This is a genomic window from Lachnospiraceae bacterium oral taxon 500 (assembly GCA_002999035.1).
Classification (GTDB): Bacteria; Bacillota; Clostridia; order Lachnospirales; family Vallitaleaceae; genus W11650.
Genome location: CP027241.1, coordinates 2745572 through 2771099 on the forward strand (window position 1 = coordinate 2745572; position 25528 = coordinate 2771099).

Below are 25528 nucleotides of genomic sequence, written 5' to 3' on the forward strand. Positions count from 1 at the left end.
ATGCGTCTTCTGGCGGTGAGCAAACAGCGAAACCAACTGCACCGCATTGCCGATAATCAAACTGAGCCGCCGGATAAACCGGGAATAACCGGATTATTTGTTCTTTTGTTCCTCCGCTGCCAGTTCCAATGCCCGCCGCACATAGCCGCCCGCCTGTTCCAAATAAGCAGCTGCCTGGCGGGTATCGGACCTGGATAAAACCGCGGTAATCGCCAGTTTAACACTGCCCTCCGCCTCATCCAGCGCCGCTTTTGCCTCTTCCCGGCCGCAGCCCGTGGTAGCCATGACAATGTTCTCGGAACGGGTCACTAATTTTTCATTGGTTCTTTTTAAATCCACCATATAATTTTGGTAAACCTTGCCGATACCAACCATAGAACCGGTGGAAATCATATTTAAAATCATTTTCTGGGCGCTGCCGGCCTTGAGCCGGGTCGAGCCGGTCAAAACCTCGGGCCCTACCACTGCCTCCATCACAATATCCGCCGCTCCGGCCATACTTGAACCGCTGTTACAGACAATGGCCGCCGTGGGGCAGCCGATCTTTCTGGCATACTCCAGGCCATAAATCACATACGGCGTCCGACCGCTGGCCGCCAGACCGATTACCATATCCTTGGCGCTTAAGTGCAGGGCCTTTAAGTCCTCAGCCGCCAGAGTCTGGCTGTCCTCCGCGCCCTCAACCGCTTTGACAAAGGCCTTTTCTCCGCCGGCAATCAAACCGATGACCAGCCCCGGATCGGTTCCAAACGTCGGTGGGCATTCCACCGCATCCAATACGCCCAGCCGGCCGCTGGTACCTGCGCCCAAATAAATCAGCCGACCGCCGTTTTTCAGGCAGGCCGTTGTTATTTCCACTGTTTTGGCAATCTCCGGTAAAATCCGGCGAATTGCTGTGGTTACTTGTTCATCCTCCCGATTGATCACGGTGACCAGCTCTAACGGCGTCATCTGATCCAAGTTTTTGGTATCCGGATTTTGCCGCTCGGTCGTCATTTGTGATAAATCAATCATTTTTCCGCTCCTTTCCGAATATCTTATTTTTTCCTTTTATAAGTTTTCCCCCGATGATATCGGATTACTTCGACTTTTTACCTCTTGCAGTCTGCCCGCAGCCGTCAAAAAGTCTTACACCTCTTTGCAGGCAGCTTTATCCTGAATTTTCACCTTCTGCCCCTTATACCCTTTCATCTTCTTTTAAAATATGAGTCTTGCTGACTTGCTGCAGGGAGGCCTCAAAATTGCGGTTAATAAAAGCCGTAAATAAAATATCAACCACATTCAGCTGGGCAATCCGCGAGCTCATTGCTCCGCTCCGAAAAATATGCTCATTGGTAACAACCGGCAAATTATAATCCGCCATCTTGGCAATGGTTGATTTTTCAAAACCACAGACGCTGATCAGCTTTGCCCCCGATTCCTTAATCAGCCGGGCGCATTGAATCATTTCATTGGTCATGCCGGAATAGCTGAACAAAATCGCCACATCCTGGGCCGTAATATTTTTCGCCATCAGAAGCTGGACATGCCATTCATCCTGAATCATGCACAGCCGGTTAATCCGAACCAGCTTTAAACTCAAATCTCTGGCCGCTAACAGCGAAGTGCCCAGTCCAAACAAATGAACCACTCTGGCTTTTTCCAGCAAATCCACACAATCGCTTAAATCCTTAGGATTCAGATTTTGAGCCGTACTCTTTAACGACGTAATATTACGCAAACTGATTTTTTCAATAATCGCTTCCAGGCTGTCCTCTTTGGTTAAGTCTTCCACTTCCCGCTGCTCTTCCTTTTTTCTGAGCGCCGTTTCATAAATCAGTTCTGCTCTCAACTCTTTATAGCCTTTAAAGTCCAGTTTTTGACACAGCCGGATAATAGAGGACGGTGAGGTATAAGTTTCCGCCGCCAACTCCCGGACATTGAAACGACTGCTTTGCTCAGGATGCTCCAGCCAATATTGCAGGATTTCCTTTTCCGCTTCCGTGGCCTGCCGTAAATAATTTTGTAAAAGTAGAAATAAACTTTTCATAAACTTTCCCTTTCATTTTCATTATAGTGCATAAAACTTTAATGTCAATCCTATTGCTTGTATCTGGATTTTTGTTTCATTCTTTGGTATAAAAATTGTGGTATCTCCACAAAAACAAGAGATACCACTTCTCTATTTTAGCAATATTATACAAATTTATAACCGTTCCGTACCGCCTCCTTGGATACAGGTTTGAGCACGCTCTCCCCGGCAATCAACAACAACATCTGCTGTAATCACAGTTCAGGCAAGCTGCACCGATAATTCGCTTGCGCGAATTATCGGTGTCTGCGTTCCGCAAATAGATATTTATCCATGCCACGACAAGGGAGAGCAAGCTCTCCCCGGCATAGCAGCCACAACATCTGCTGCAACTACAGTTCAGGCAAGCCATTCGCAATTCGTTGAAATGAATTGCAATTCCACTTTATCGACGAATTGCTCATGTTTGCGTTCCGCAAATAGGTGCTTATGGTTGATATGCCTCCGGAGAGCTTGCTCTCCCCGGCAATCAACCATAAGCACCTGCTTGCCTGAACTGTGATCACCTCATTTCTATTTCAAAGTCAATGTTGCGGCGGAGGTCGGCTACTGCATTTTTCAGTTCCTGCGCCCCTCGTTTATGCCGGTTTTCATATTCCTGAACGGAAATAATCTGCAAATTAAAGTTTTTTTGAAACTTTTCCGCCAAAAACTCCGCTATCCGCTCCTTATACTCGCTTTTTTCAATATAATCCGCGCCGGCGCTGCTGTCAATTACAATCAGCAGCGTGCCGCCGCCTGCTTCGGCATAAAAAGGCATAGCTTTTTCCAGAGCAATATCAACAAACGGATTCAGGGCAAAATGCAGCCCCGGCCAGGCCGCGATGACCGCTTTGATATCCTCCGGAAAGGCAGCTGTTTCAATCGGCGGCAGCGTCGGCTGGGCTTTCACCGGTTCGCCGCCTTTTTCCGCCGGCCGCCGTGCCGGCTCGGCCGAATGCACCGGCCCCTCAGCCAGACGGTTTTCAACCTCCGTCAACCGCCGCAGGATATTGGCCTCGCTTTGATCCACTTCCGGCCGGCACAGCTTAATCCATTCCAGTTCCAGCAATATCCGCTTATTGCTTTCATAGCGCATATCGGCTTCCAACTGCGATAATGACTTGATGATATACATCAAAAAGTCTTCCGTACACAGTTCCGCCGCCGCCCGCAAAGCCAGCAGATTTTCCTCCGCCAAATCCAGCAGTTTTCCCGGCTGAGGCATGGTCTTGACAATCAAAAGATCGCGTAAATAGCTGATTTCCCCCAGTACCAGCTGCTGCAAATCCCGGCCCTGCATCAGCATCTCATCGGTTTCCGTCAGCAGCGCCGTAATTTCCTTTTTCAGCAAATGCGCCGTGATTTTTTCATAAACGCCGCTGTCAACCGCTCCGAGCAAGCGCAGCACTTTCTCCAAAGTCAATTCTTCGCCCAGATAAAAAGCCAGACAGCGATCCAAAATCGAATGCGCATCGCGCAGTGCTCCATCCGCGGTTTTAGCAATAAAACGGAGCGCTTTTTCTTCAAACGCAATTCCTTCCTTATTTAAATAGGTCTGCAATACCATTTGAATATCACCGCCAGCAATCCTTCGAAAATCATAGCGCTGACAGCGGGATAAAATCGTATCCGGTACCTTGTGCGGATCGGTCGTCGCCAAAATAAACATGGCATGCGCCGGCGGCTCTTCCAAAGTCTTTAGCAGAGCATTGAACGCTCCCGTAGACAGCATATGCACCTCGTCAATGATATAAATTTTATAGCGGGCGCCGGCCGGCTGGTAGCGAACGTCCTCGCGCAGTTCGCGGATATTATCAACGCCGTTGTTGCTGGCAGCATCAATCTCCATGATGTTCAAGTCCCGGCCTTCCAAATCCCGGCGGCAGTTTTCGCATTGATTGCAGGGTTCGCCGTCCTGCGGATTCAGGCAATTCACCGCCCGAGCAAATATTTTGGCGGTCGAAGTCTTACCGGTACCCCTGGTGCCGGTAAATAAATAAGCATGGCTTAACCGGCCGGAACGCACCTGATTTTTTAAAGTCTGAACAATTGCTTCCTGACCGATTACTTCGGCAAAGGTCTGCGGTCTGAGTTTTCGGTAAAGCGCGGTGTATGCCATGATTTCCTCCTCAAAATGAAAAATCCACACATATCCCGTCGACAATGCCTTTCCGAACGCTTCTTGGATTAACGGCTCAAATCCGGCTACCCCACGGCACATGAAAGTTTCTGCTTAGTGCTGCTTCCGTCAAGATCTGACACGATTCACAGATTTCCATTGCGTAGGACCAAACTCTCAACACCATTGCCCCAAGGCTGCTTCACAAAGCCAAGCCTCTGTTCAATATCACCCCTGCTATAGCGGATTGCAGGTTCAGGGCGCCGCTACCTCCCCGGCTGTGTGGAAACTTTTTATCAAAGGGCAAGCCCTCCAATTCCTTATTTATGTTCTCAAGCTATTTCCTTCAGAACAGTATTAGTAGTATATCCTGTTTTTCCGAAAAAGTCAATTATTTTTCGGAAAATCCTGTTTTTCCCGGCTTGCACCCAGACAAGCCGGGGAATACGCTAAAAGATCAGCAAATTACAAGTACAAACGGCCAGCCAATAAATATTTATCCCTGCCTAAGCCGCTATGCTTTGGTAATCCGGCGATAGACAAAGGTCATGGCAAAGCCTAACAGGCCGAGCACGCCGGCCGCCACAAAGGCCATCTGATAGCTGCCGGTGGCCAGTACAATCCGGCCGGCGGCCAAAGGCCCAAGCGTTCCGGCCAAAGCAAAACCGACAAACATAATGCCGTAATTGACACTGTTATATCTGGCCCCGAAACGGTCAGCCGTAAAACCGGGAAACACACCCATAAAAGCCCCGAAACAGATACCGGCAATCGATACCCCGGCCATAAACAGCAGCGTTTGCCCCAGTCCACTGACCGTTAGTAAAAACAGGCCGACAATCGAAATCAAAAAGACAATCCGAATCACCTGAATCCGGCCGAGTTTATCCGACAAATAGCCGGCCAGCACCCGACCCATGGCGTTAAAAAGCGCCAGCAAACTGACGGCAACGGCCGCATGTTCCGGTTCCATGCCAATCATTTTCTGTGCCATCGGTGATGCCTGCGAAATAATCATCAGCCCGGAAAAGGCTCCGCACATCAGCATTAAAAACATCACATAAAAAGAGCTTTGACTTAGCATCTGCCGCCAGTTTTTATCCTGACCGCCGGCCGCCGCCTGCGTTTTTGGCCCGACCATACCGGCCGTCACAAAGTCCCGCGGTGCTTTTTCAATCAAAAAAGAGCACAGGATAATAATCACCGTAAACACCGCACCCAAAATCCGAAACGCCGACAGAACACCGCCGCCGACAATCAGTTTCTGAGCAACCGGCGGAATAATGACCGAACTCAATCCATAGGTGGCTGTTGCAATCCCGCCGATAAGACCGCGTTTATCGGGAAACAGCTTAACCGAATTGTTAATCGTACAAGTATAAACGCAGCCCATGCCCAAGCCGCAGCCTAAGCCGTAAGCCACCGTCAGCATTCCTAAGCTGCCGACAAAGCCGCTGAAAAACATGCCGCCGCCAAACAGCAGGCCGCCCAGCAGAATCCCCCAGCGCGGGCCCAAAGAATCATTGATAAAACCGCCGCCAATCATCGTCACCGGCCCGACTGCGTTGGCTACGGTAAACACCACCGCCAGCGCCGCCGCCGTCAGCTGCTGATCGCCGGCCAGCCCCTGCGCCTGACTGATATGCGCGGCCATCGGCCCGGCAAATACGCTCCAGGCGTACAAAGAACCAATACATAAATTAATCAGGCAGGAAGCCGCCAATATGAACCATCTCTTTTTTTCCAATTTCATTTTTCGCATATTACCCCTGTTTTGTCAGTTTGATCATCTTTAACCGGCTGAACTCTTCCCTTTCTTTTTCCTCTAAAGCAGTGGCAATATCCTTGGTCAGCTTCTCATACTTGGGAATCATGATATTTTTTAAAGCGTTTGCCCGTTTCTGCGTCTGCTTAATCGAAAACGCCAGCCGATAGATAGCATTTTCAATCTCGGCCAATTTCAGCGTCAGCCGCTTGACCTTGGAAAACTGCAAATACGCCTCATCGAGCGAACATTCCGTCTTACCGATTCCATACTGCGGAATCAAATCGGAATCTAATTGGTTTAAAATCGGGATTTCCACTCCCATAATGGATTTGCTCTCAATCTGAACATTTTCCTCGGGCGCAATCGCCTGACTGATTTGGCTGACGGTATTGATGCCCAGCCGGATATTCGCCTCCTGCAAAGCTAAATAAGCCTCGCCGAAAATATCGTCCATATCCTTTTGAATCGCCTCAACCTGGTCAAGCATGGACATCACTTCCCGCACCAAGATATTCCGTTTTTTATCCAGCAGTTCATAGCCCTGCCGGGACAACGCCAATCTTGATTTGGCCAATATATAATTTCCTTTGGTCGGAAATAAAGAACTATCCATCTTTTACCTGCCTAACGAGCTGCCGATTCGTATTTTTCCCGAATCCGCTCCTGATAATAGCTGTTAACGAGTTCCTCATCCACTCTGGTCAATTCCTCTCTGGGCAAAATACTGAGCAGCTCCCAGCCCAAATCCAAAGTCGTATCGATCATCCGGTCCTCATCAAACTTCTGGGCAACAAAACGCTCCTCAAACTGCTGGCCGAAAATCATATAGAGCTTATCCAGCGGCGACAGTTCTTCTTCCCCGATAACCGAGGCCAGCGCCTTGACCTCCTGCACATGGGCGTAGGCAGCAAACAACTGATTGGCTACACCGCTGTGGTCTTTTCGGGTATAGCCTTCGCCAATGCCGTCTTTCATCAGCCGTGACAGCGAGGGCAGCACTAAAATCGGCGGATAAATACCCTTTTGGTGCAGAGAACGATCCAATACGATTTGCCCCTCGGTAATATAACCGGTCAAATCGGGAATCGGGTGCGTAATGTCGTCATTGGGCATGGTTAAAATCGGAATCTGGGTAATCGAGCCCTTTTTGCCCTGAATCATACCAGCTCTTTCATAAAGCATCGCCAAATCCGAATACAGATAACCGGGAAAACCTTTCCGGGAAGGGATTTCGCCTTTCGACGAGGAAATTTCCCGAATTGCTTCGCAGTAAGATGTCATATCGGTTAAAATGACCAGCACATGCATATCGCATTCAAACGCCAAGTATTCCGCTGCCGTTAACGCACAGCGCGGCGTCACCACCCGCTCAATCACCGGGTCGTTGGCCAGGTTCAAAAACATTACCACCTTTTGCAAAACGCCGCTTTCCTGAAAGCTGCGCTTAAAGAAATCCGCTACATCATTTTTGACACCCATCGCGGCAAAAACAATGGCAAAATCGTCCTGCCCATTGACCATATTCGGCAAATCATCTTCTTTACTGAAAATAATCCGCCCCTTGCTGCCGATTTGCGCTTGATTGGCAATCTGCACGGCCAGCCGGTCATGCGGCAGACCATTGCCGGAAAAAACCGGCAGCTTTTGACCGCGAATCAGCGTGGTCAAGCCGTCAATCGTTGAAATTCCGGTCTGGACAAAGTTACGCGGATACTGACGGGCAATCGGATTAATCGGTGCGCCGTTAACGTCCCACGCCTCAGTTGCCCGGATCTCGCCCAATCCGTCAATCGGCCGGCCGATGCCGTCCAGCGTCCGGCCCAAAAGCTCTTTTGATACGGGCAGCTTTAACACGCCGCCGGTCAGTCTGGTGCGAACGTTAACACCGGAAATCCCCTGTGTACTTTCAAAAACCTGAATCACCGCCCGGTCCTCATCCATTTGAATGATTTTTCCGGTTCGGGTTTCTCCGCTTTCCAGCGTAATCCTGACGATTTCCTCAAAAGAAGCACCTTTCATTCCCTCGACTACCATCAGGGAACCGTTGACTTCTTTCACGCCTAAATATTCAACGCTCATTTTATTTCCATCCTTTCAAAACCCTTATAGCTGTCGGCGACTTCCTGATAAAAGCTGTCGATTTGCTCCTTCAGCCGGTCAAAAGGTTCGGTTGAGTTGTTGTCAATATTGTATCTCATTTTAACAACCTGATCAAATATCCCCGTCTGCCGCAGGCGGGAAACCGGAACATTAAAAGCAACCAGCTGCCGGGCTTTCCGGTACAGATATAAAATCGTCTGCAGCATTTTAAACTGCTTGATCAGCGGCACGAAAGTATCAACATCATGAAACGCATTTTGCTGCAAAAAGCCAAGACGAATGAGCTTGGTAATCTCCAGCACTAATTTTTGGTTTTCCGGCAAAACATCAGCACCAATCAGCTTGACGATTTCCATTAAATTGTTTTCTTCCTGCAGCAGCGCCATCGCTTCCCGCCGATCGGCATAAAAATCCGGATCCACATTCCGGTCAAACCATTCTTCCAAGTCCGGTGCATATTCGCTGTAACTCTCCAGCCATTGAATGGCCGGATAGTGGCGGGCATAAGCTAAGGCCCGGTCAAGTGCCCAAAAGCAGCGGATAAAACGCTTGGTGTTTTGCGTGACCGGTTCACTGAAGTCACCGCCCTGCGGACTGACTGCCCCGATAATACTAACGGAGCCTTCTTCACCGTTTAAACTGACAACATAGCCGGCTCTTTCATAAAACTGTGATAAACGCGACGGCAGATATGGAGGGAAACCTTCTTCGGCCGGCATTTCCTCCAGCCGTCCGGAAATTTCCCGAAGCGCCTCGGCCCAGCGCGAGGTCGAATCCGCCATAATTGCTACATGATAACCCATATCCCGATAATACTCGGCAATCGTAATCCCGGTATAAATCGATGCTTCTCTGGCCGCCACCGGCATATTGGAAGTATTGGCAATAAGGACTGTCCTCTCCATCAGCGATTTACCGGATTTGGGGTCAATCAGCTTGGGAAAGTCCTCCAGCACCTCGGTAATTTCATTGCCCCGCTCGCCGCAGCCGATATAAACAATGATATCGGCATCCGACCACTTAGCCAGCTGATGCTGGGTCATCGTCTTACCGGTTCCGAATCCGCCGGGAATCGAAGCCGTTCCGCCCTTGGCAATCGGAAAGAAGGTATCAATAATTCTCTGCCCGGTAATTAACGGCTTTTCCAAAGATTTTCTGAGCTGAAAAGGCCTGGGCTTACGAACCGGCCAATACTGCACCAAATTAAGCTCTTCAATTTGGCCGAAAGCATTTTGCAGGCGAATCACCGGATCTAAAACCTTATAGGTCGGCTGCTCAATAATTTCCACTACCCGGCCGCTCTTATCCGGATGCAGCATGATTTTATGACTGACCAGCTCTGTTTCCTGCACAATGGCGTAAACCTCGCCGCCGTTTAGTTCCTGACCAGCCTGCACCGTGATTTGCACCGGCCATTCCTTATTTTTATCCAGATTAAAAATTTCACTGCCCCGGCCGATAAAATTGCCGAACTCTGCTCTCAGCATTTCCAGCGGCCGCTCAATCCCGTCAAATACCTGTCCGACAATCCCCGGCCCCAGCGTCAGACTGAGCGGTTCTCCGGTCGGGTAGACCGGCTCGCCGATCGTTAAGCCGGAGGTTTCTTCATAAACCTGAATGGTACAATAATCCCGGCTGATGCCGATGACTTCCCCGATTAACCGGCTGTTTCCGACATGCACCATTTCCAGCATCTGAAATGCCGCCGCCCCGGCCGCCTTGACCACCGGCCCATTGATGCCGGAAATTACCGCTTTTTGCTCCATATTGCCACCACCTTACTCTATTATTTTCAATTCCGCTGCCATCCCCTGCAGAAAGTGCTCACGCTGCTCCTGTATCTGGCCGGCAAACGAATCATCGTAAAAAACATTTCCATCTTCCTGATACCCTTGACAGCCGCCGATCATACCGCTTTTGGTCTGCCGTTTTTCCGTTTCCAAAACCACTTCGGCAAACTCATCCGCCAGCTGCGGCCACCGCTCCCTGTCGGCTTCGGTCAGGATAATCTTTTTCTTCCCTGCACCCAGATATTCGATTGTCCGCCGGATTCTGCCTCTGAGGAGCTCTAAATATTCTTCGGTTTGAGTAAAATCGGCCAGCTGCTGCTCTAATTTCGCAAATATCTGATCAACAATTTCCATTCTTCTTTGCAGAACCCGCTGATGATTTTCCATCAATGCTTTTGATAAACGACTGTTTTTGTCTTTTTCCAGTTTTTTTAGTCCCGCCTGAATCGCCGTATAGCCATCTTCCAAATACTCGGTTTCTTTTCGGTCATAATCCTTTTTCTGCTCTTCCAAAAACATTTCCCATTGCTTCTGGGTGGATTCTGCCGCTTCCCCTAGTACTTCCGCCGAAAACTTTTTTAATTTTTCCGATAATTCTAACATTTATTTTCCCTCAAATTTTCAAACCAATTGCTTCTCTGATATATTGTGTGATCGAATCCTTGGCCCGGCTGCTGCCGTGCCGATCCGGAATCGTAACAATCAAAGGAACCCGGCGGTTCATCTTGATCTCTCTGATCTCTTCCGGAATCAGGCCGGCAATTTTTTCGGTTACCAGCAACACGCCGGTTTCCTGGTTCTGCAAAACCTTCGTCAGCGCCGTCAGCACTTCCTCCCGCTCATGCAGAACCACACCTTCCACTCCGGCCAACCGCATGCCGGCTTCCGTATCGACATTATCCGCTATTAGATACATCTTCATAACGTCTTTGATTCCCTTTCTTATCCGTTTTCTGCCGGAACAAAATCCTTAGCTTAAAATCATGATTGAAATAATCAAACCATAAATTGCAATTCCCTCAGCCAAACCGACGAAAATAACAGTCTTACCCAAAAGCGAAGAATCCTCACTGATTGCGCCAATGGCCGCCGATGCCGAGGAAGCCACGGCAATTCCGGTACCGATACAGGAAAGACCGGTCGAAAGCCCTGCGCCCACATACTTCAGGCCATCTGCTGCTGCCGCAGTCGCTGCCGCCTCGGCCGCAAAGACATTCGAGCCGCTGAATAAAAGAATCGTCGTTCCAATCAGCAAGCCGAAAAAGCTGAGCATATTCAAGCCCAAAAATGTTTTCACTTTTTTGCCGGCAATTTCATTTTTAATCGCCTTTAAGCCAACCATAATCGTCAACACAATCAAAACCATTGATACTGCTAAAACAAATCCCATCATTTTTCTCCTTTATCATCATTGTAAAAGCTGCGCCAAACTCCTTGGCTTTGTTTTTATTCTTTTAGTGAACTCTCCCGCCCACGCTGCAAATCCATCGTCAATCCCGAATCTGAAACGGCTTAAACTCCTTGCCGTCCCCCTTATAGAACCGGCTGAATAATTCATAATATTCCAGCCGCAAGCCCTGAATTCCGACAATCAAGCCCTCCAGCACAATAATCAGGATATTGCCGAAAACCATGACCGCCACCGAGCCGGCCCCGCCGACCATATGCGACAACTGATGAAAAGCCAGGAAAAAGCCGACATGGTTAAGCGCAAACGCCCCAACCCGCACGAAAGAAATCGTATTGGAAAAAACCGCCAGCAGGATTTCGACCAGTTCAAAAAACGACTCTATGCCGGACGGCGTATGGCCGTCTGCTTCGGCTAAATGTCTTTTCCGGTTTAGCCCCTGCGCCAGCCGCTCGGAAAAGAACAGCACCAGCATTGAAACCACAATCAGCCCGCCAATCAGCCAAATCGGAACTGCCTGTTTTAAGACCGTTGCTAAAATCAGGTACAAAATCGCCACATACAGAACCAAACCGGCAATTCCGTTTTTATCAAACAAAAATCGCCCCATATCTTTATTTTTCCATAGATTATATAAATTAATCAGCATCGCTATCAGCAGCAAGCCAATTCCGAAAACCACGGAAACGCCCAGCAACTGCATTTTAACCGCCATCGGGTCAATCATCGGAATAAACGGCAGATAATGGCGCAGCAGTTCTTCATTGCCGAACACCGAGCCGTAAAAAACACCGAAAATCATCGACATGACCCCAAAATAGGCCAGCAGTTTAGCCGCTTCCATGCCCTTGCGGCGGCTCAGCAAATACCCGGCCAGCGCAATCACCAATCCCTGACCGACATCACCGAACATCATACCGAACAACAGCATATAGGTGATGCCGACAAAAATGGTCGGGTCGGTTTCCTCATAAGCCGGCACGCCATACATTTTAACCACCGTTTCAAAGGGCTGAAAAAATCCCGGATTATTCAGCCTGGTCGGCGGTTTCTGGCGGACGGCGCTTTCATCTTCAATCACATAAGACAGCTCCGGCGTAATCTTAACATTGGCCTGAAACCGCTTAATTTGGCGATCCGGAATCCAGCCCGCCAGATAAAAAGCCTTATCGGTATGAACGGCATAATGTCTGACGTCAAATACGCCGTTTAGCCGAACCAAATAATGATAATACTGCTCCAGTTCCGGCAAATAGGACTGCGTATACTGCAGGCTTTCTTTTTCCAGCGCCGCCAGCTCCGTCTCAATCTCGGCTACCCGAGCCTTTAAGTTCTCCATCATGTCATGCGACTTACCGCTGACATCATCGGAAATCCGAATCCGTTCAAAGGAAAGAGATGTAAACAAGCTGTCCATATTGAGCTGCTGTGCCAGAGGCGTAAAATACATAACATAGGAAAAGTCCTCAGCCTGACTGACCCGGTAAACGATAACATCTAAGTTATCGCTGTATTCCCTCAGCTTAACATAGCTGGCGGTCGGCATTTTACCATAACGAAACTTAATATATTTAAAGTGAAACAGTTTATTGACCTCAACCGGAAAGCTGTCTAACGGTGTTAATTGCCGAATCAGCTTCTGCTGCTGCTCTTTCTCTTCCCGCAGCGCATTCTGCTTTTCTGTCAAGTTTTTAACCGAATCCTCCAGTTCTTTGATTCGAGCGCTCATCTCCTCTATGGTCGCGGCTTTTCTGGCCTTGAGCGCATCATATTCAAACTGTGTGCCGCTGACTTTAGCCAGTTCTTTGATCCGGACAATCAGCTTTTCATATTTGTTTTCCTCGGAAAACTTTTGAATCCCCTTAAGCGAATCCAAAGTTTCATAAGCATCGACTAACTGAACGTCAAAGGGCACGATACTGGACAGCACAAAATCATCCAGCTCATGCAGCAATCCGACGATGCTCATAAAATGCATTTTTTCAATGGCCACTGCTCTCTCCCTCCTTCCCGCTTAATGGAAATGCGATTTCTTTCGTCAAATCCATGCTGCTGATGACCGAGTAGCGAATGCCTTCAATAATAACCGTGATATCTCTGATTTCAATTTCTTTGAGCAAAAGATACCCTAAAATAGAGGCCAGCCCAAAGGGATGCGCGTTCATCAGGTGGAGCCATTCTTTTCTCATAAACCGCTGAAAAGCCAGCCCCCGTCCTTTCCGGCGCAAGTCAAAAATTCGGCCGTAAAACGACTGGTCGGCAATCCGAACCACATCCTCTACTGTTGCCGCCTCAATCATGTCCTGAATCTCCTGCTTTGAAATGCGGTAATACAGCGGCACCAAATAACGGTACAGGATTTCCTTGGGCAGGTTATAATAGCGACGGCCACGGTAAATATATAAAATATTGCGATAATCAAAACGACTGCCGAACATTTTCATCGCCAGCCCCTCCGCCGCCTGCATTTTAAAGTTTTGAATCCGCCGAATAATCTCCAAATCGCCGTAATAATCCAAAGTCATTTCCGCATCAAAAATCGGCAGCGTTCCCTTCTCCGACAGCAGCGCTTTCAGCGGCGGATAATAAATCGTTGCTTTTAAACCCTCAATCAGTTCTGCCTCGGTTTTGGCTGCCAGACATTTTTCAAAATCAACCTGACTGCGCTGATCCCGAAACAGCGTCTCGGTATCCATTTCCGTCAGCGGCCGCCCCAGCCGCAAAAAGCGGAGCATCCTTTTGATGTCCTCAATTTCGCGATCGGTATAAATATGATAAAACAGCTCTTTTTCATAGCCGGAAACATAATGCGAAATTTTATCCGCATCCTCCGCCATTGAGCGGTACAGCAAAATCTCCAAATGTCCGCGATGAATATTGTCCTCCCGCAAGTCTTTCAGCGCTTCCCGGTAACAGGTCGAACTTTTCAGGTACAAAGCCGCTTCCTGTACACTCGGCATTCGGATTAAACGTTCATAATCCTCCTGCTGAAGGAGCCCCGCCTTCATCGCCTTGATCTTGGCTCCGGCATGATTATACTCATACATCCCCGCCATTTTCTACTCCTTTGTGATTTCAGCAAACAAAGCATCCTGCCAGTCTTTGGCTTTTTCTTTTTCAATCGCATCCAGTGCCGCCAGCCGCTTATCCAAAACAATTTTTTGTCTGGCGATTTCTTCGTCAGTTTCTTTCATTCCCCATTCATGCAGGGTGACAACCTTGTCGGCGGCTTTGCGCTTTAAGTTCTGGCGCAGATGCTCCAGGGTTTTTTCCTGCTCCAATTTCTTCTGCCGGATTTTTTCATTGGCGTCTTTTTCCATTTCCGCCGCTTCTTCTTCGATTTGTATGATTTTTTTAATTACTTCTTCCATAGCGGTCTGCTCTCCTTTTCTTTGTATTATAGTCCTGTCCTTTCTTCCGGTCAAGTCCGGCTATGGGATTTATAACAAAAAAGCCAATTTATACCTTATCTATTTTTCAGTATAAACCGGTGTCTTTCGCTGCTGATTTTATTATTTTTGTCGAAGTTCCTTCAGCTTTTCCGACAGCAGACAAATGATCAGGTGCATGCCCAAACGGGGCAGCGTATCATTCGTCCTGGTATCGGAAATACCGGCATAAGAATAAAGTCGGATATCAGCCATCGCCTGAATCTCATTATCGGTAAAGGCAGTGATGCTGATTAGTTGCATTCCTTTTATTTTAGCCTTTTTAGCCATCTCCACCATCTTTTCCGTCCGCCCCGACAGCGACAGCAAAATAACCGCATCCTCAGCGAGTCCGCTGTCAGCAATCGTAGCGATATTGTTGCCGTCCCGAACAAACAGGGCTTTCACCCCTTGTTTGAGCAGCAGATTTTCCAGCATGGCGGCAATCTGGCCGGATAAGCCCACGCCGAAAATATAAATCAAGCGGCTGTTTAAAATAGCTTGAGCCGCTTCCTCCAGAGTCTTTTCATCGGTCAGGAAAAAAGTTCTGTCCACTTCTTCCTGTAATTTTTTCGAGGCCGACAAGAAATCATCGGCCGGCTTTGCCGCCCCCTGATGATAAAGCAAATAATATTTAAAATTAGAAAAGCCCTGAAAACCACATTTCTTGGCAACGTTAATGACCGTTGTTTTAGACACGAAGTTCCGTTCGGCAATCTCCTTGGCCGTTTGGCTTTGAATTCCTTTCACATTTTCCACAATGTAATGGAAAATTTTCTTTTCTATTTCCGTTAATTTGCTGTAATTTTGCAGCATATCTCTTTCCGTCACGGTTCACCTCAATCCGGCTGCCGCCGTTTTCCTGGGCGCAGACAACTTTCCTGCGGCCGCTGATCGGACACTCGGCCAATTTTTGCCTATAAAAATAAAAAAATATGTTAAAGTCTGTCACTTTCCCCTGTCCGCCGGAACAAGGGAAAGTTCCGTCCATTTACTTTAACATATTTTTTATTTTTTTTCAATCCGACCTTTAGCCTTGATTCAAACTTTTATAACTTTTATAACCTTTCCTGTTCCCGCACCCGGCTGCCCACGCCGACTAATTTCAGGCTAAAGGTAACCGTCAGGGCAATCACCGCCGGCAGTACCCAGCTCAGCTGCCGGTCATATAAAGGCAACTGCGAGAAAACGCTCTGCAGCACCGGCAGCTTAACGCCCAATACCTTATCCAGCGATTCAACCGCGCTGATAACCAGCGTAGTATAAATCGTTGCCCGGTAAATCAACGGATTCGACTCAACAAAACGATCGGTCAGCGCCAGAAGAATCAGGACAATCGACACCGGGTAAAGAACGAAAAGCAGTGTCACATTGTAGCTCAAAATAGCATTTAAACCAATATTAGCAAAGATAAAACTTAACACCGTCCAGATTGTTACCCAGCTTTTATAGGATAATTTGGTGCTTAATGTGGTAAAATACTTGCCCGAGGAAGTAATTAAGCCCACGCAGGTGGTAAGGCAAGCCAGAGTAAAGATCGCGCCCTGCAGGAGTGTTCCGCCGGTGCCTAACAGATGCATCGACACCCGGCCCAAAATTTGTGCCCCATTTTCGGTATCGGCAAACATACCGGCACTGGATGCGCCTAAATAGGCCAGTAAGAAATAAATAACCGCTAACAGTACGCCGGACAAAGTCCCGGCTTTGATGGTCGTGCTTACCATTTTTTTCTCATCCTTAATATGAAGCCCCTGAATAACCATAGAAACCACCAAACCGAAATTAAGAGCGGCAATCGTATCCATCGTCATATAGCCGTCAATAAAGCCGGTCAGGCTGGGATGCGCCGAATAGTCCTCCGACAAGGGCTGCCCCAACTGCGGCATTCCCTTGGACAGCGAAACAATAAATAAAACCGCCATCAAAGTCAGCAGCGCCGGAGTAATCACCTTTCCCATTCTTTCCACTAACTTGCTGGGGGTCAGCGACAGCCAGTAAGCCACACCAAAGAAAATTAAGGTATAAACCAGCAGCGGAAGCCGCGCCGATAAGCCGGGAAGATCGGTCAGCGCCGCCGGCAGATAGGGCTTAATCGCCATTTCAAACGGCACACTGCCGGCCCGCGGAATGCCGAGCGCCGGCCCGATCGATAAATAAATCGCCGCCGTAAAAACAGCCGCAAACTTGCCGTCCACTCTGGCCGCCAGATTCTTCAGACCGCCGGATTTCGCCACTGCAATCACACCCATCACCGGCAGCACCACTGCCGTTACGCAAAAGAATACCATCGTCAGCCAAACATTGCTGCCGGCCATTTTCCCGGTCATCGGCGGAACGATTAAGTTGCCGGCTCCGAAAAACATACCAAATAATAAGGTACTGACCAGCAAATACTGTTTAACGGTTAATTTTTCTTTCATTTTTTTCTTTTTCTCCTTTTCTGATTGTAGTTAAACTTTTTTCTTCTTTTCATACCGTTTCGTTTGCCGCCGAAACGCTGCTCGCATGCCGGGGCACGGTTTTTGTCAAATCAGAGATTATTTCAGAGAAACCGCGATTTTGACAATTAAAAAGTCCTTTGTATCTTTCAATACAAAGGACGAATTATCGCGGTACCACCTTTTTTCCAATTTTCATTGGCGCTCTCTCGCGTCTGACAACGCTGTTTCTCTATAACGTGAGACCAATCCGTCAATTCCTAATTTGCTTTTCAGAATGAACCTAAGAGATGATTTTCAAAATCTGTCTTTTAGCAGCTCACACCAACCGCTGCCTCTCTGATAAAATCCATGACCTTTACTCGTTCTCTATAATCGGCAATGTTTTATTTGATTTGTCTTAGTCTACCTCATAAGCCTAAAAATGTCAAGAGAAATTTTTATTTTTTTAATCCGCTTTTTTAGCAGTTTTTTTTAATGCAGTTCCCAGAAATCTTTGTTGCATTCCATCAGATCCGGCAGCACAGCCTCCGCCTTGGCTAAAGTATTGACCGTTCGATTCAGCGTCAGCGCCTGCAGGGCTTTGCTATAGCTTTGCTCAAAATACGCCTCGGTAGTCAGTCGCTCATATGCGTATTGATTTTCCATCAGACCCTTGTAAAAGACCGGAATCGCTGGATACGGATCCGGCACTACGCCGTCCTTGCCGAGCTTACCGGATACTTCCACTATCGCCTCCGGGTTAAAGTTCGGGATAACGCCGTCGTTCTTAGTCATTAAGACGAACTCATTATTTAAGTCATAGGCGATCGATTCGGCCACTTCCATCATCATCGCGCCAAATACCGGACTGGTTAGAATCTCGATTCCTTCTAAATCGGTCTTGCCGACCGCCGTAGCGCAGGTATCCCACACTTCTTTTTCCCTAGTCTGCTTGGCTTCATCGGCCCGGGTATAGTTAATATCCGACTCCGCCACGATTTCTTCCTGCAAGAAATAGTATTCCAAATAGGTGTTCGGAATATAGTGATCCGATACCTTCATCACTTTGTTGACTCTTTCATAGGTATCTAACCACGATTTGGTCCGCTGTTCAGCATTATATGGCCGGAAACCATTCTGACTAATGCTTTGATACAGCTGTTCAAAATAATTCTTGCCGTTTTTATCATATAAGTCCGTAAACCAGCCGAAATGATTGAGGCCAAAATATTTGGCTCGTAAATCCTGTGACGGCACTCCCAGGATCTTGGCAAAGGACACCATCATTGAATAGGGCTGATCGCACATATTAATAATCCGTTTATCATTCGGGAACTTATAATCCATAGCCACTGCCACGATCGCCGCCGGATTGGTGTAATTCAAAATCCACGTGTCCTTGGAATAGCTGCGCACTACCTCGACCATTTCTACCATGTCTCGGATCGAGCGCATGCCATAAGCAAAACCACCTGGACCGCAAGTTTCCTGACCGATCAAACCGTACTTAAGCGGCACTTTCTCATCCAGCGAGCGCATGTCGTTTTTACCGACCCGCATCTGGCAAAAGACATATTCGGTATCACGGTACGCCTCATGGATGTCATCGGTCACGATCACTTCCGTTTCCGGCGAAAGGTTTTTCAGCAGTAGCAGGACATAGTCCTGAATCTTTTGAAACCGGGACATATCCTTATCAAAAAAAATAATTTTCTTTAACGGGAACCGGTCCTTTCTTTGCATCAATGTTCCGATTAGCGCCGGCGTCCGAGCACTGCCCGCTCCGGAAACCGTAATAATATTTGGTTTTCGCATAATTTCTCCTTCTTTCTAAAATCCGGCCGTCCCGGGCCTAGCCCTTAAACACCAATTCCCCGCGGCAATAAGTCGCTTTTAACTGATAATCCTGATCCACTACCAATAAGTCAGCGTCCTTACCTACCTCCAGCGAGCCTTTGCGGTCAAATACGCCGATATATTTGGCCGGATTCTCCGAGGTCATTTGAATAACTTCATGCATCGACGGCGCGACGTTTTTCGCCATATTCTGCACCGACTCTAAATAGCCCAGTTCCAAATGCTTGATCTCCTCATAGTTATCCCGGCGATAACGCTCCTCCCGGCCATCATCGTGCCGAATCTTCAAATATTCCCCATCCGGTATCATGGTAATCTTGCGGATATAATGATACTTTTCTTTTTGGGACTGAGCCAGCCCGGCGCAGTCCGTCGTCATAATAATCCGGCCCGCTCCCTTGATTTTATAGGTCAGGGCAAAAGCTTCCGGTCGCACTGTCAAGCCTGTCTGCTTGGCGAACTCGCAGTACAAATCATCAAAATACCAAGCCGCACCGACTACCCCCAGTTCCCGGTGGTGAAAGCCCCGCATTCCGGAAAACATATGGGTGACACCGCCGATGCCGTAATTTTTAACTCGTTTAATCTCTTCAAAAGTCGCTCCGGTATGACCGGCACTAACCTGAATCCCATTGTCAAAACACATCTGAATCAATTTATCCGCATCCGTCAATTCCGGCGCCACTGTCATCAGTTTAACCACTCGCTGCTCCTGATAGCGGCAAAACTCACGCATCAGTTCCAGATCGGGCTGCAGACAGCACTCCGCCCGCTGCATCCCCTTATGCTCAACACTGATAAACGGCCCCTCCAGATGAACACCTAGGACTTCAGCCCCGCCGGTCTGAGGCTGCTCCATAACCCGCCGGACACTTTCAATGCCGGTATTGAGCTCCGCCACTTCTTCTGCTCCGGAAGTCGCTAAAAAAGAGGTTACGCCGGTATCCACCAAGTCCCGTCTCATTTTATGCAGCGATGCTTCCGACTTATCATTGATAAAAGAACCTGTTCCCCAGCCGTGAATATGCATATCAATAAATCCGGGGATGATATAAAACCCTTTGTAGTCAACAATTTCTTCTCCTGCCGGTTTTTCATTGCAAATTTCTTTAATTTTACCGGCTTCCGCTTTCAAATAACCGTCAAAAACTCTTCCGTTCGGCAAACAGATATGATCGCAGTATAAATACATATTTTTTTCCTCCTGCTCAATCAAGTACTTGTTTTATTTAAAATTTCCGGCATGCAGCAGGACGAGTGCCTTTCACGCCGGAAATTAGGGGGAGTGCCTTATTTTTTCATTTCTTCATCAACCGCATTGCGGATGAACTCAACCATCGGACCGAAGACCACATGAATATGTGTACCGGATGGGAAGAACACACCGGTTGACCCGGTTTCTTTCAGCTTTTCCCGGTCAATTTTGGTCTTATCCTTAAAGTCCATGCGCAGACGGGTGATACAGTTTTCCACACTGACAATATTGTCCCTGCCGCCCATGCCTTCAATGACCAGTGCGGCAATCTTATCGTACTGCTTGTTCTTAATCAGCTCATTATCCGCCGATGCGTCCTCTTCCCGGCCCGGCGTTTTGACATTGAACTTTTCAATATACCATTTAAAAATAAAGTAGGTCGCAACCGCCGCCACAATACCGACAATGATGATATTGTACCAGCGCGAGTTTTCGTACATCGGTCCAAAGATAATAAAGTCAAAAATCGTACCCCGGATATAACCCACCGCCGTTCCCATAAAATAAAGAGCAATGGAAATCACCGTACTGATGCCGCAGTAAATAATATACAACATCGGCGCAATGAAGAGGAAAGTAAATTCCAAAGGCTCGGTCACGTTACCTAATAACGCCGTTAAAACAACCGTGATTAACAAACCTTTAGCCATTTTCTTATTTTCCGTATACGCTGTTTTATACATAGCCAACGCGATTGCCGGGAAAACAAACATTGTCCGCACCATCTGGTTTTGTGCGCCAAACCTGGTCAGTTCCGGCATCATTGCCCAGTACTCACTGCGCGGTCCCAAGTTAAAGAGAATCTCATTTTCGGCACTTAAGTAACCAATGTATTCCTTGCCTTCAATGATATACTTACCGCCCGCTTCGGTAAAACGCAGCATCGCGTTCCACACATGATGCAGGCCAAACGGAATCATCAGCCGGTTGACAAAGGTACTTAAAATCGGCCCCATGATCTTATGCAGCAGCAGACCGGAAATACTGATCATCGCCGTGGTAAAGTACTGCCATAAAAACGGCAGCGTAAAACCCACTACAATACAAACACCCATCGTAATCAGTGGCACGGACTTGCGCCCGGAGAAAAAGGCAAACGCCAGCGGCAGCTCCAAATTATAAAAGCGGTCGGTTGCCCAGGCGCCGACTAAGCCGGCAATAATTCCGCCTAAAACATTGACGTTTAAGGTTTGAATGCCCAGAACCAAAAGCTGACCCTGAACTGCCATATTTTCTTTATCCGCCATATTGCCGGTAATTCCCAGCCAAGCATTAATCGATGCAATTAAAATCAGGTAGCCTATCACCGATGAAAAGGCGGCAATCCCCTTGTCTTTTTTGCTCATGCCGTAAGCCACACCCATGGCAAACAGCAGCGGAATATTATTAAAAATAATATTGCTCATCTGCCGGATGGTCTTAAAAATAGTTTGCAGCACGTCATTGTTTAAAAACGCTACCCGCTCAATCATATAACTTTGGGTCAGTGCGCCCGATAATCCAAGCAAAAGACCAACTGGAGCCATCACACCGATCGGTAACAAAAGCGAACGCCCGAACCGCTGAACATTTTCTTTAAACGCCTGCTTTTTATTTGCTGTTGCTTCATTTGTGTTAGCCATTTACAACCTCCTTGCCTAATCCTTAACATTTGTTCGTTTCCGCCTGATTTTCTGCACGCCTCGCTTTTTACCAAGACCGCAAAAAAAGGACTGTAAAACCTGCTGTTATCTTCCAGCCCACCTTATGTTTTACCGTCCTTATTTTATTATAAATCACTTAATATTTCAATATTTTTTAAGGTTTTATAAATAAACTCTTAATTCTTTTATTTGGTCAAAAGAAGTGACTTTGGAAAGCATGAATCGCTACCCTGTATCTCCCCGTACTCCCGGTATCCTCGGTGCAGCATTTCGGTTTGCAGCCGGCCGTCCTGCCAGGTAAAACGGTAAAGATTGTATTCGCCTTTTTCATAGCCATAATCCCGACCGTTATCCTGATAATGGACATATTCTGCTTCCGTTCCGAAAACCTCTAACAGCAGCCGCTCGTCCTTGCGTTCGCTAACAGACGGATACACCGGATAATGCGGCAGAATCGTACCGCTTTTAACGAATAAAGGACAGACGGATAACGGCGCATCAATGATGTAATATGCCTGACCGCTGTATTTTTGCTTCGTCCAGTAATCAAACCATTCGCCTTCCGGCAGATAAACCAGCTTTTTGGTTGCTCCCTGCTCGACCACCGGTGCAACCAAAAGAGCATCGCCAATCATAAACTGATCATTTTTTTCCTGAACTTCCGGGTCAAACGGGTAATTTAACACCAGCGGCCGCATGACCGGCAATCCGTCTCCGGCTGCCCGATAAAAGCAATCATAAAAATACGGCAGCAACTGATAGCGTAAATGGATATACCGGCGCAGCACCGCCAGCACATCTTCACCAAAGCACCAAGGTTCCTGCTCCAGCGTTGCCAGGGCCGAGTGATTCCGAAACAGCGGACTAAAACAGCCCAGCTGAAACCAGCGGATCAAAAGCTCCGGTGTCGTATCGCTTCCAAAGCCGCCGACATCCGTCCCGCTAAAGGGAAAACCACTCATACCCAAATTGCAGAGCTGCGGAATTGCCAAGCGCAAATGGCTCCAAAGACTGTGATTGTCCCCCGTCCAAACCACTGCGTACTTTTGGCTGCCGGCATAGCAGGCTCTGGTAATGACAAACGGCCGCTCCCCGGTCAGCCGGCGCAAGCCTTCAAAGGTGGCTTTGGTCATATTATGCCCATACACATTATGCATTGCTTTATGAGTGGAAGGCTTATCCTCATCGTAAAAGACCACATCATCCGGCAGCGGACCGTTAAAGCTGGCCGGTTCGTTCATATCATTCCAAATTCCGGCAACGCCCTTATCCACCAAAAAGTGGTGCAAATCGCCCCACCAGCGACGTACCTCCGCCCGGCCAAAGTCCGGATAAACGGAGTCACCCGGCCAAACCTGATTGACATAAGTTAAATTATTTTTATCTTTGGCAAAATACGCCTTATCCAGTCCCTCATCATAAACCGCATATCCGGCATCGACTTTCACTCCGGGGTCAACAATGGTAATTGCTTTAATCCCCATTTCCTTTAAATCAGCCAGGGCTTTTTCAGCATTTTCATAGCGCTCCTGATTCCAAGTAAAAACGCGGTAGCCGTCCATATAGTCAATGTCAAAATGAATCGCATCACAAGGCAAATCACAGCGCCGCAGGTTTGCCGCCAGTTCCCGCATTTCCTGCTCCGTCCGGTAGCCCCAGCGGGATTGATGATAGCCCAGCGTCCACAGCTGCGGCAGCGGCGTCCGCCCGGTTAGGCCAGTATAAGCTGTCAGCACCGCTTTTAAATCCCGGCCGGCAAAGAAATAAAAATCCAGCGCCCCGCCTTCCGCTTCATAGTGCAGGCAGTTACTCTGCCATTTACCCAAATCGAAATAACTTTTATGATGATTGTCAAAAAAAAGCCCATAAGCCATATCTTCTTTTAAGACCATTAAAAAGGGAATGCTCTTATACAGTGCCTTAAAATTGTCCTCATGCGGCGTGGGGTCGTCGGTGTTCCACATCTCGTATTCATAGCAGCGTTTATTTAAACCGCCGGTTTTATCGCCCAGGCCATAAATCCGGTCTTTTGGCTCCAGCCAAAAAGACATCTCTGCTTCCGCCGGCTCCGGCTGTACCATCACTGTATGCCCTTCGCTGACCAAAAGCTCAAGAAAATCCGGCGCCAGCCGTTCCGGCCGTTTCGCCTCTCCCCGAAAGGTCCGGCAAATCGGCTTCCCTTTCGGATCAACAAAATCAAGACCGTCCTCCTCTATAGAAATACCAATGCCGTCCGTATAATAACAGCGTCTCCCGCCCTCTGTTTTTTCTGTTAATGCCACCGGCAGCGGTTTCTTTTCGACGGCATAGGACGGGAAATCAGCCGCCTTTTCTGAATAAATGTGAAAAATATCGGAACCGATCGCTTCTATTTTAATCCTGTCAACGCCACGCTCCAATTCCACCGTTTGGCCGTTAAAGGCCTGAAAATGATATTTTTTTGTCATAGTTTTCCTTCCCTATATAATTTAATTCTGTTTTCCGCTATTTTCCGCTATTTCCCAAAATACTTTCTTCCGCCTAAAAAGTGAACGCCCTCCTGCTGCCATTTCATTTTAAACCAGTCTTACACACCATCTCTGATTAGTCTTCTTTTATCTCCGCCGTAAACTTCTTCGCCCATTTGGTATTGGCTAATCCACCTTTGGCAGTTTCCCGAAAAGCGGTCGGCATATTCTGGCCAACCTCCTTCATCGCGTCAATCACCTCATCCGCCGGAATACGGCTGGTAAGTCCGGCTAGCGCCATATCCGCCGCTGCCATGGCATTGACTGCACCGCCGACATTCCGCTTAATGCAGGGGACCTCAACCAGACCCGCAACCGGATCACACACCAGACCAAGCAGCATTTTCATCGCCATCGCCGCCGCATCCAGAATCTGATGATGACTGCCGCCCCGCAAATGCACCAGCGCCCCGGCCGCCATTGATGAGGCCGAACCGATTTCCGCCTGACAGCCGCCGGCCGCTCCGGCAATAAATGCCCGCAGCGCAATCACCTGTCCAATCCCGGCCGCCACATAGAGCGCTTCTATGATTTGATCAGCACTTGCCTTTTGGCTGCGGTACATCGGAATCAATACCGCCGGCAACACGCCGCAGGCGCCGGCCGTAGGCGCGGCCACAATTTTTTTCATGCAGGCGTTGCATTCGCCGGTTTTTAAGGCTTCACTGATGACTTCCGCCATAAAATCTCCCGACAGCGCCGAGCCTTTTTGCCGGTACTCGTCCATTTTCAGACCGCTGCCGCCCGACAAGCCGCTTTTGGAGCGGAGGCTCCCGTCATAATTTTCACTGGCCGCCAGCATCGCCTGCCACATCCCTTTCATCCGGGCAATCGACTCTTCCCGGCTGACACCTCTTTCGGCCATATCTTCTTTTAATATTGCCTCCCAAAAATCTATTTTTTCCTGTTCGCAGGTTTGTGCAATCTCCTGCAAGGATTGATATGCCATCTTTTTTCCTTTCTATTTTTCATACTCCAGCGCTGATATGCTATAATTGCAATTTTCGCTCGGCAAAAGCTACATCTTTCTTTGGAAACGATGCGTCTGATAAGCTCAACTTTTTATAACTCAACTTCCTCTGCCAAAATCTGCATATTTTTACGGCAAACGCAGGAAACATTTTTTATTTCTCAGCGCCGAAATCCTTATTTAAAAACGCAACTCTTTTGCAGCGGAAAC

General features: G+C 48.1%; 20 protein-coding genes and 1 other RNA gene. All 21 read right to left on the reverse strand.

Annotated elements, in window-relative coordinates; all coding sequences use genetic code 11:
- Window positions 1-93: 93 nt before the first annotated feature.
- The 21 genes from murQ to sdaAA all read right to left on the reverse strand — a co-directional run bounded on the left by murQ (window position 94) and on the right by sdaAA (window position 25297).
- Window positions 94-1014, reverse strand: a complete 921-nt coding sequence (gene murQ / locus C3V36_12475) for an N-acetylmuramic acid 6-phosphate etherase (protein ID AVM69983.1) — start codon at window positions 1012-1014, stop codon at window positions 94-96.
- A 163-nt stretch (window positions 1015-1177) separates the two neighbouring features.
- On the reverse strand, window positions 1178-2029 hold the full coding sequence (locus C3V36_12480) for a MurR/RpiR family transcriptional regulator (GenBank protein AVM69984.1): 852 nt from the start codon (window positions 2027-2029) through the stop codon (window positions 1178-1180).
- A gap of 544 nt (window positions 2030-2573) precedes the next feature.
- Complete coding sequence (locus C3V36_12485; protein ID AVM69985.1) at window positions 2574-4172, reverse strand: DNA polymerase III subunit gamma/tau; 1599 nt, start codon at window positions 4170-4172, stop codon at window positions 2574-2576.
- A gap of 24 nt (window positions 4173-4196) precedes the next feature.
- An RNA gene (gene ffs, locus C3V36_12490) (signal recognition particle sRNA large type) lies at window positions 4197-4458 on the reverse strand.
- 228 nt (window positions 4459-4686) lie between these two features.
- Complete coding sequence (locus C3V36_12495; GenBank protein ID AVM70553.1) at window positions 4687-5925, reverse strand: MFS transporter; 1239 nt, start codon at window positions 5923-5925, stop codon at window positions 4687-4689.
- A 10-nt stretch (window positions 5926-5935) separates the two neighbouring features.
- Window positions 5936-6553, reverse strand: coding sequence for a V-type ATP synthase subunit D (locus C3V36_12500; protein ID AVM69986.1), 618 nt, complete (start codon window positions 6551-6553; stop codon window positions 5936-5938).
- An 11-nt stretch (window positions 6554-6564) separates the two neighbouring features.
- The gene (locus C3V36_12505) at window positions 6565-8019 is read right to left on the reverse strand and encodes a V-type ATP synthase subunit B (GenBank protein AVM69987.1); all 1455 of its coding nucleotides are present in this window, start codon (window positions 8017-8019) and stop codon (window positions 6565-6567) included.
- Complete coding sequence (locus tag C3V36_12510) at window positions 8016-9806, reverse strand: V-type ATP synthase subunit A (protein ID AVM69988.1); 1791 nt, start codon at window positions 9804-9806, stop codon at window positions 8016-8018. The genes C3V36_12505 and C3V36_12510 overlap by 4 nt, the downstream gene beginning before the upstream one ends.
- A gap of 12 nt (window positions 9807-9818) precedes the next feature.
- On the reverse strand, window positions 9819-10433 hold the full coding sequence (locus C3V36_12515; protein ID AVM69989.1) for a hypothetical protein: 615 nt from the start codon (window positions 10431-10433) through the stop codon (window positions 9819-9821).
- A 10-nt stretch (window positions 10434-10443) separates the two neighbouring features.
- Complete coding sequence (locus tag C3V36_12520) at window positions 10444-10752, reverse strand: ATP synthase subunit F (GenBank protein ID AVM69990.1); 309 nt, start codon at window positions 10750-10752, stop codon at window positions 10444-10446.
- Between the two features lie 48 nt (window positions 10753-10800).
- Entirely contained in the window at window positions 10801-11220 is a 420-nt protein-coding gene (locus tag C3V36_12525; GenBank protein AVM69991.1) for an ATPase, read from the reverse strand.
- 100 nt (window positions 11221-11320) lie between these two features.
- Window positions 11321-13231 carry a V-type ATP synthase subunit I gene (locus C3V36_12530; GenBank protein AVM69992.1) on the reverse strand — a complete coding sequence of 637 codons (1911 nt, stop codon included), beginning with the start codon at window positions 13229-13231 and terminating at the stop codon, window positions 11321-11323.
- Window positions 13221-14294 carry a hypothetical protein gene (locus C3V36_12535; GenBank protein AVM69993.1) on the reverse strand — a complete coding sequence of 358 codons (1074 nt, stop codon included), beginning with the start codon at window positions 14292-14294 and terminating at the stop codon, window positions 13221-13223. Before C3V36_12535 ends, C3V36_12530 begins: the two co-directional genes overlap by 11 nt.
- Window positions 14295-14297: 3 nt before the next feature.
- Window positions 14298-14609 (reverse strand): hypothetical protein, encoded by a 312-nt coding sequence (locus tag C3V36_12540; protein ID AVM69994.1) that lies wholly within the window; start codon window positions 14607-14609, stop codon window positions 14298-14300.
- A gap of 141 nt (window positions 14610-14750) precedes the next feature.
- Window positions 14751-15482 (reverse strand): hypothetical protein, encoded by a 732-nt coding sequence (locus C3V36_12545; GenBank protein AVM69995.1) that lies wholly within the window; start codon window positions 15480-15482, stop codon window positions 14751-14753.
- Window positions 15483-15724: 242 nt separating this feature from the next.
- Window positions 15725-17086: a branched-chain amino acid transport system II carrier protein gene (brnQ, locus tag C3V36_12550; GenBank protein AVM69996.1), complete on the reverse strand. Its 1362-nt coding sequence runs from the start codon at window positions 17084-17086 to the stop codon at window positions 15725-15727.
- 492 nt (window positions 17087-17578) lie between these two features.
- Window positions 17579-18904 carry a 6-phospho-alpha-glucosidase gene (locus C3V36_12555; GenBank protein ID AVM69997.1) on the reverse strand — a complete coding sequence of 442 codons (1326 nt, stop codon included), beginning with the start codon at window positions 18902-18904 and terminating at the stop codon, window positions 17579-17581.
- Between the two features lie 34 nt (window positions 18905-18938).
- Window positions 18939-20135, reverse strand: coding sequence for an N-acetylglucosamine-6-phosphate deacetylase (nagA, locus tag C3V36_12560; protein AVM69998.1), 1197 nt, complete (start codon window positions 20133-20135; stop codon window positions 18939-18941).
- Window positions 20136-20233: 98 nt separating this feature from the next.
- Window positions 20234-21820, reverse strand: a complete 1587-nt coding sequence (locus C3V36_12565; protein ID AVM69999.1) for a PTS trehalose transporter subunit IIC — start codon at window positions 21818-21820, stop codon at window positions 20234-20236.
- Window positions 21821-22026: 206 nt separating this feature from the next.
- Window positions 22027-24288: an alpha-glucosidase gene (locus C3V36_12570; GenBank protein AVM70000.1), complete on the reverse strand. Its 2262-nt coding sequence runs from the start codon at window positions 24286-24288 to the stop codon at window positions 22027-22029.
- Window positions 24289-24424: 136 nt separating this feature from the next.
- Window positions 24425-25297 (reverse strand): L-serine ammonia-lyase, iron-sulfur-dependent, subunit alpha, encoded by an 873-nt coding sequence (sdaAA, locus tag C3V36_12575; GenBank protein ID AVM70001.1) that lies wholly within the window; start codon window positions 25295-25297, stop codon window positions 24425-24427.
- Window positions 25298-25528: the final 231 nt, after the last annotated feature.